Source organism: Achromobacter sp. (genome assembly GCF_036567245.1).
In the GTDB taxonomy this organism is placed as follows: domain Bacteria; phylum Pseudomonadota; class Gammaproteobacteria; order Burkholderiales; family Burkholderiaceae_B; genus Achromobacter.
In genome coordinates this window covers 1-2,275 of the sequence record NZ_DATCUY010000511.1, presented here as the reverse complement: position 1 = coordinate 2,275, position 2,275 = coordinate 1, and the positions used below count along the sequence as shown (strand labels likewise).

The 2,275-nt window shown below is 68.7% G+C and carries 4 protein-coding genes; all 4 read left to right on the top strand.

All coding sequences use genetic code 11. From position 1 onward, the window contains the following. Positions 1-559, top strand: a 559-nt coding sequence (locus tag VIR09_RS21585; protein ID WP_332014709.1) for an NAD(P)-dependent oxidoreductase, incomplete at its 5' end; no start/stop codon positions are given. Beyond that, positions 552-1,361 (top strand): ABC transporter permease, encoded by an 810-nt coding sequence (locus VIR09_RS21580; RefSeq protein WP_332014708.1) that lies wholly within the window; start codon positions 552-554, stop codon positions 1,359-1,361. The genes VIR09_RS21585 and VIR09_RS21580, both read left to right, overlap by 8 nt. Further along, on the top strand, positions 1,349-2,143 hold the full coding sequence (locus VIR09_RS21575; protein ID WP_332014707.1) for an ABC transporter permease: 795 nt from the start codon (positions 1,349-1,351) through the stop codon (positions 2,141-2,143). The genes VIR09_RS21580 and VIR09_RS21575 overlap by 13 nt, the downstream gene beginning before the upstream one ends. Then, a partial coding sequence (locus VIR09_RS21570; protein ID WP_332014710.1) for an SDR family NAD(P)-dependent oxidoreductase occupies positions 2,144-2,275 on the top strand: 132 nt, incomplete at its 3' end.

The following is a 2,275-nucleotide window of genomic DNA, read 5'->3' as shown; positions in this document are numbered from 1 at the left end:
CGACGCCCCCGTGGGACGCACGCCGCGCGAGGCGGCGCAGGGCAAGGCGCTGATCATGGCCGGCGGCGCGCAGGCCGACTTCGACCAGGCCGCGCCCGTCTTCGCCGCCATGGCCGACGAGATCGTGCACGTGGGTCCTTTCGGTTCGGGCATCCGGCTCAAGCTGGTCAACAACTACATGTCCATGGTCGGCATGGTGCTGACCGGCGAAGCGTTGATGTTCGCCGCCAAGCTCGGACTGGACCGCGCCACCGTCGTCAAGGTGCTATCCAACACCACCGCCGGGCGCGGACAGCTCCTGACCAATTTCCCCGGCAAGGTGCTGGCGGGCGACATCAGTCCCGACTTCCCCATGCGCATGGGCTACAAGGACATCAACCTGGCCATGAACCTGGCCGCCTCGGTGGGCGCGCCGCTGGGCCTGGGCGGCTACGCCCGTGAGATGTTCGCGCTGGCCAAGTCCTGGGGCCGGCAGGAGCAAGACTGCACCGCCATGCTGCTGCTGCTCGAAGACGTGGCCCATCTGGAGCGCGACGCCGCGAGGTCCGGCCATGAGTGAACACATCGCCACCCTGCCCGCGCGGCGGCCGCGCGCCTCGCGCCGCAGAATTACCGTGGGCGTGGCCGCCGTCGCCATTGCCTTCGCCGCCTGGTGGATCGTGTCGGCGCTGGGCCTGGTCAACGGCGCGCGCTTCCCCACGCCGCTGACGACCTGGCAGGCCGCCGTGCAGCTGTCGCGCGACTCCGGCTACGCCGGCGGCACGCTGTTCCAGCACATCGGCCACAGCCTGCGGCTGGTGTTCCTGGGCTTTCTGGTCGCCATCGGCACCGGCGTGCCGCTGGGCCTGCTGATGGGATTCAGCAAGCGCATCGATGCCCTGGTCGGGCCGGTATTCTCTTTGCTGCGCCCGATTCCGCCGCTGGCCTGGATTCCGCTGGCCATCCTGTGGCTGGGGCTGGGCGACCCGGCGAAGATCTTCCTGATCTGGGTGTCCTCGTTCACGCCTGCCGTCATCAACACCTATGCCGGCGTGCGCAATATCGATCCCACGCTGATCGAAGCCGCGCGCGTGCATGGCGCGGGCAATCCGCTGCGCATGCTGCGCGAGGTGCTGATCCCCGGTTCCATGCCCATGATCTTCACCGGCCTGCGCCTGTCGCTGCAGACCGCGTGGATGACCCTGGTGGCGGCGGAACTCATCGGCGCCTTCATCGGCCTGGGCAAGGTGCTGGACACCGCGGCGCTGGACATCCGGCCCGGCATGATCCTCTACGCCATGATCTGGGTAGGCCTGCTGGGCGCTGTGATGACCCGCGGACTGGAATGGATCGAAAAGAGGGCATTGCCATGGCTACGCTGACACGCGCCTCGGGCGACTCGTCCGCCTTCACCTTCGGCCTGTCGTGCCTGGGGCTGGCCGGATTCTTCATGGCCTGGCACCTGTTGAGCATGGCCGGGGTCTTTCCGCCCAACTACCTGCCTGGCCCGCTGACCGTATTGCGGACCATCGTGCAGTACAGCAGCGAGCCCTACTCCGGCGCCACGCTCTGGACGCACCTGGGCGCCAGCCTCTACCGCTTCGCCTGCGGCTTCCTGCTGGCCGCGGCGGTGGGCATTCCGCTGGGCCTGCTGATGGGCTGGTACCGCTGGCTGGACGACGTGGTCAGCCCGTTCTTCGATGCGCTGCGTTTCGTCGCGCCGATCGCCTGGGTGCCCTTCGCCGGCCTGTGGTTCGGCACCGGCATCGGCGGCCCCACCCTGATCATCTTCGCGGGCGCCTTCCCGCCCTGCCTGATCAGCGCCTACCGCGGCGCCAAGTTCGTCGACACGCGCCTGCTCGAAGCCTCGCGCACCCTGGGCGCGAGCGGCCCGCGCATCGTCGCCGAAGTGCTGCTGCCGGCCTCGCTGCCATCCATCCTGGCCGGCCTGCGCGTCAGCGCCGGCATAGGCTGGCAGTCGCTGGTGGGCGCGGAACTGATCGTGGTGGGCAACGGCATCGGCTACATGATGGTGCAGGGGCAGCTCAACGTCGCCACCAATATCGTCATGGCCGGCATGATCGCCATCGGCATCGTCGGCATTTGCATCGACCTTGCCCTGCGCCTGTTCGAACAGCGCCTGAAGGCGCGCTGGGGAAGATGAATGGACCATTCCGCAACAGACCCGACCCTGTCGGTCATCGTCACCGGCGGCGCCAGCGGCATCGGCGCGGCGGTGTGCAGGCGCGTGGTGCAGGCGGGCGGCCACGTCGCCATCCTCGACCTCAACCTGGAC

Bases quoted from the DNA above. Each gene is read 5' to 3' on its own strand.
- VIR09_RS21575 (WP_332014707.1), top strand. From the start codon at position 1,349: ATGGCTACGCTGACACGCGCCTCGGGCGACTCGTCCGCCTTCACCTTC.
- VIR09_RS21580 (WP_332014708.1), top strand. From the start codon at position 552: ATGAGTGAACACATCGCCACCCTGCCCGCGCGGCGGCCGCGCGCCTCG.